Origin of the sequence: Barnesiella sp. CU968, from assembly GCF_905219685.1 — a bacterium.
GTDB classification, from domain to species: Bacteria; Bacteroidota; Bacteroidia; order Bacteroidales; family Muribaculaceae; genus Lepagella; species Lepagella muris_A.
Map to the genome: position 1 here is coordinate 1 of NZ_CAJMXD010000301.1, position 3,669 is coordinate 3,669.

Sequence of the window (3,669 nt, forward strand, 5' to 3'; positions counted from 1 at the left end):
AAACGGCAAGACCGCTGACTATCAGCGTCATCAAGATTAAAAACAATTTTCTCATACGTAATAATTTAGAGATAAGTAATTACCACAGTTTGAAAAAGTGTATTTTTTAATATCTCATAAATTGGGAAAAGTGTGTTTTTATTTGATTATATTTTAGGAAAAGTGTTGTTTTGAATTGTTTCTTTTAAAGAAAAAGTGTATTTTTGCATATGTGATATAATTGATGTTGTGTTATGTTATATAGAAAAATAGAATCAGCGGTCAAGAGGAACTTGGAGAATCCGGACAGTAAGGTGCTTGTGGTCAGTGGAGCGCGCCAGATAGGGAAATCATATATCATCCGTCATACAGGCTCCCGACTGTTCAAGAACCTTATTGAAATAAATTTGATAGAAGATTTCGAAGGTCCACGAATTTTTCAAAATGTCCGTACCACTGATGATTTCTATCTCTCGCTAAGTTCTATCGCCGGTGACAGAATGGGCAACAATAAAGACACCTTGGTTTTTCTGGATGAAATCCAGCAATATCCTCATCTGCTCACCCTCATTAAATTTCTCAAGGCGGAAAATCGTTTCAGATATGCCATAAGCGGTTCGCTTCTGGGGGTTACATTAAAGGCAACAACCTCAATACCTCTCGGAAGTATAGAGATACATCAAATGTATCCTATAGATTTTGAGGAGTTTCTCATTGCCAACGGTTTCGGCATTGAGGCAATCAATAGTCTGAGATGTCATTTCAATGAACGGAAATCCCTTTCCTCTTCCATGCATGAAAAGCTTCTGAGCCTTTTTAAGAGATACCTTTTTGTCGGAGGAATGCCCGATGCTGTCAATACCTATCTTGAAACCCATAATATAATGGAGATAAGAAAGGTACAGGATAATATACATACCCTATATGGTATTGGTGCTTCTAAATATGACGAAGAGAACCGTCTGAAGATAAAACGGATTTATGATCTTGTCCCTTCCAATATGGAAAATAAGAAGAAAAGGTTGGTGTTTAACGAGATAGAGCATAAAAAGGGGAAAAGAGCTTCTGATTACGTTGAGGAAATAGACTATCTCGTAAGTTCCGGTATTACAATAGAGGTAAAAGCTATTTCCAATCCGAAATTCCCATTGATAGAGACGGAAGCTAAAAACCTCTTGAAACTCTATCTTAATGATCCGGGGATATTATCAGGGATACTGTATCAGAATAATATCAAACCTGTTTTAGACGACATTCCAAGCATAAATCTCGGTTCATTATATGAATGCGCGGTGGCATGCGAATTGGCTTCACTTGGAAAAAGATTATTTTATTATGATAATAAAAGCAAAGGAGAAGTAGATTTTCTCATTGACGATTTTCAGAATCTTGATGTGTTACCTATCGAAGTAAAATCGGGCAAGGATTATAAACGTCATGCTGCATTAGATCGCTTTGTCAATATTCCCGATTACAATATAAAGGAAGGCATTGTCCTTTCCAATGATGGCAAGATAGAGTCTGTAGGTAAGATACTTTACCTACCTATTTACTTCTGTATGTTTCTGAATGGTTCCGGCAATCCAGAATCACTATTCATCTGACAAACCGGTTTTCTCCAACCACAAACAACCAGTAACAACTACTTTATAGGATTGATTAGATTTGTGTACACTTTTTTGTACACAAATTTGTTATATTGTTGAAAAGTAGGTATATTTGTATAGAATTAAATAAATTGAGATATGGAAGTGTTATCAGTAAGAGATTATCGGAATAATCTGTCTGCATCTTTTGACCGGGCAGCCGAGGGTGAGCGCGTACTTATTCGCCGAAAAAATGCACTCTACGCCCTTGTTAGCGTAGGAAGTGAGGATTTATCCCTTTCGCCACAGCAACAGCGACAGGTGGACGAGATGGCTGAAAGTATCAGGCGTAGTTGGATGCAGGTAAAACAGATGGAGTCTGGAGAAATACCGACTAAATCGGCAATGGCGTTTATAGATGAGCTTTGAAATTTCCACAACATCTGAATTTGAGAGTCAGGCAAAGGCTCTGCAAAAACGGTACAGATCGTTCAAAAGCGATTTGAAGGATTTGGTTCTTTCTCTGAAAGAAAATCCATTTCAAGGCGTGGAACTCAGTCCCGGCATACGCAAGATACGTATGGCGATTGCATCAAAAGGACGAGGGAAATCAGGAGGAGCAAGGGTAATAACCTATACCATTGTAACAGCCGAGATGAAAGGCAGGGTGTATTTGATGAATGTCTATGACAAGTCTGATTTCTCCGCAGTGGAATTGTCGGTTATAAAAAAGATAGCCAAAGATTTGGATTCACCAACCACAAACAACCAGTAACAACCACTTTATAGGATTATCAACCATTTCTTTGGGAAATATAGAAGTGGTTTTCCAGTGGTTATAAGTGGTTAGAGGTTAAAATACTCCAATCTCTTACAACTACAGACAACCACTTGATACAAATGTCATGGTTTAATAATGATTTGTGATTTTATTAACCGTCAAACGGTCGGCGGCAAAATAAAAGTTTGAGAACCACGCAAGTACAAATTTTGTATAATCATAATAAATTATTATCTTTGAAAACCAAATTAAAAAACTGTCTATGATATCAGCGAGATTCATCAACCCACACACCGACTTCGGTTTCAAGTATCTTTTCGGACGAGAAGAGACCAAAGGATTTCTGATTTCTCTCCTCAACGAGATACTCAAAGGAGAACGTCAGATAAAAGAACTTGAATTCATGGATAAAGAGCGGGTGCCGCGCTCCTATGACGACCGTACCATACTTTACGATGTCTTGTGCCGGTCTGACAGCGGAGAGGAATTTATCGTAGAGATGCAGCGCAAGGACGAAGGCAACTTCAAGGACAGGTGTATCTATTATGAATCCTCGTTGATAGCGACACAGGGAGAACAGGGTCGCGACTGGAATTTCAGGCTAATACCCGTGTATATCATAGTATTGATGGAATTCAACGTGTCCAGAAACGAGAAGCTTCTGCGCAGAGATGTCGGGCTTATGGACATGAAGACAAATGAACTATTCTCTGATAAATTCCGTATGATATTTATAGACCTCAATGCCATGGACAAGCTTGAGGAGGAATGTGACACAAATTTTGAACGTTGGATTTATATTCTTAAGAACATGGACAGACTAAAAGAAATACCTTACAAGGAAGTGAGCGACATGTGGGCTGATTTTGAGGTAGTCGCCGATGTCGGCTCCATGAGCCGTGCCGAGAGGCGCGATTATGAATCCTCGCTTAACAGTTACCGCGTCCTGTTGAGTGCGTTTGAAAAAACCGCCGAAGAGGGTTGGGAAAAGGGACTGACTGAAGGTCGCGCACAGGGACTGACTGAAGGTCGCGCACAGGGTTTGACAGAAGGTCGCGCACAAGGTCTGGTTGAAGGAAGAGCTGAAGGAAGAGCTGAAGGAAGAGCTGAAGGAAGAGTTGAAGGAAGAGCTGAAGGAAGAGCTGAAGGGATGACTGAAGGAAAACGTGTGGAACTTGTCAGAATGGTCCTGAATATGAAAGCGTTGGGACTCGACGAAGATGCAATATCCAAAGTGTCCGGACTTTCAGTCGCAGAAATCAACGAAATCAAACCTTAGAAACTGTTTGAATTCAATTTCGAGGTTCATTGAGAGAATCTGAT

General features: G+C 39.8%; 4 protein-coding genes. All 4 read left to right on the forward strand.

Annotated features, from left to right (window positions below; genetic code table 11):
- Nucleotides 1–233 precede the first annotated feature (233 nt).
- The 4 genes from JX312_RS10560 (at nt 234) to JX312_RS10575 (ending at nt 3,625) form a co-directional block, all read left to right on the forward strand.
- Complete coding sequence (locus JX312_RS10560) at nt 234–1,583, forward strand: ATP-binding protein (RefSeq protein ID WP_204457968.1); 1,350 nt, start codon at nt 234–236, stop codon at nt 1,581–1,583.
- Between the two features lie 141 nt (nt 1,584–1,724).
- Nucleotides 1,725–1,994: a hypothetical protein gene (locus tag JX312_RS10565; RefSeq protein ID WP_124029946.1), complete on the forward strand. Its 270-nt coding sequence runs from the start codon at nt 1,725–1,727 to the stop codon at nt 1,992–1,994.
- A complete protein-coding gene (locus JX312_RS10570; RefSeq protein WP_204457969.1) occupies nt 1,984–2,340 on the forward strand; it encodes an addiction module toxin RelE in 357 nt (118 codons plus the stop codon). Before JX312_RS10565 ends, JX312_RS10570 begins: the two co-directional genes overlap by 11 nt.
- A 268-nt stretch (nt 2,341–2,608) precedes the next feature.
- Nucleotides 2,609–3,625 carry an Rpn family recombination-promoting nuclease/putative transposase gene (locus tag JX312_RS10575; protein ID WP_204457970.1) on the forward strand — a complete coding sequence of 339 codons (1,017 nt, stop codon included), beginning with the start codon at nt 2,609–2,611 and terminating at the stop codon, nt 3,623–3,625.
- Nucleotides 3,626–3,669: the final 44 nt, after the last annotated feature.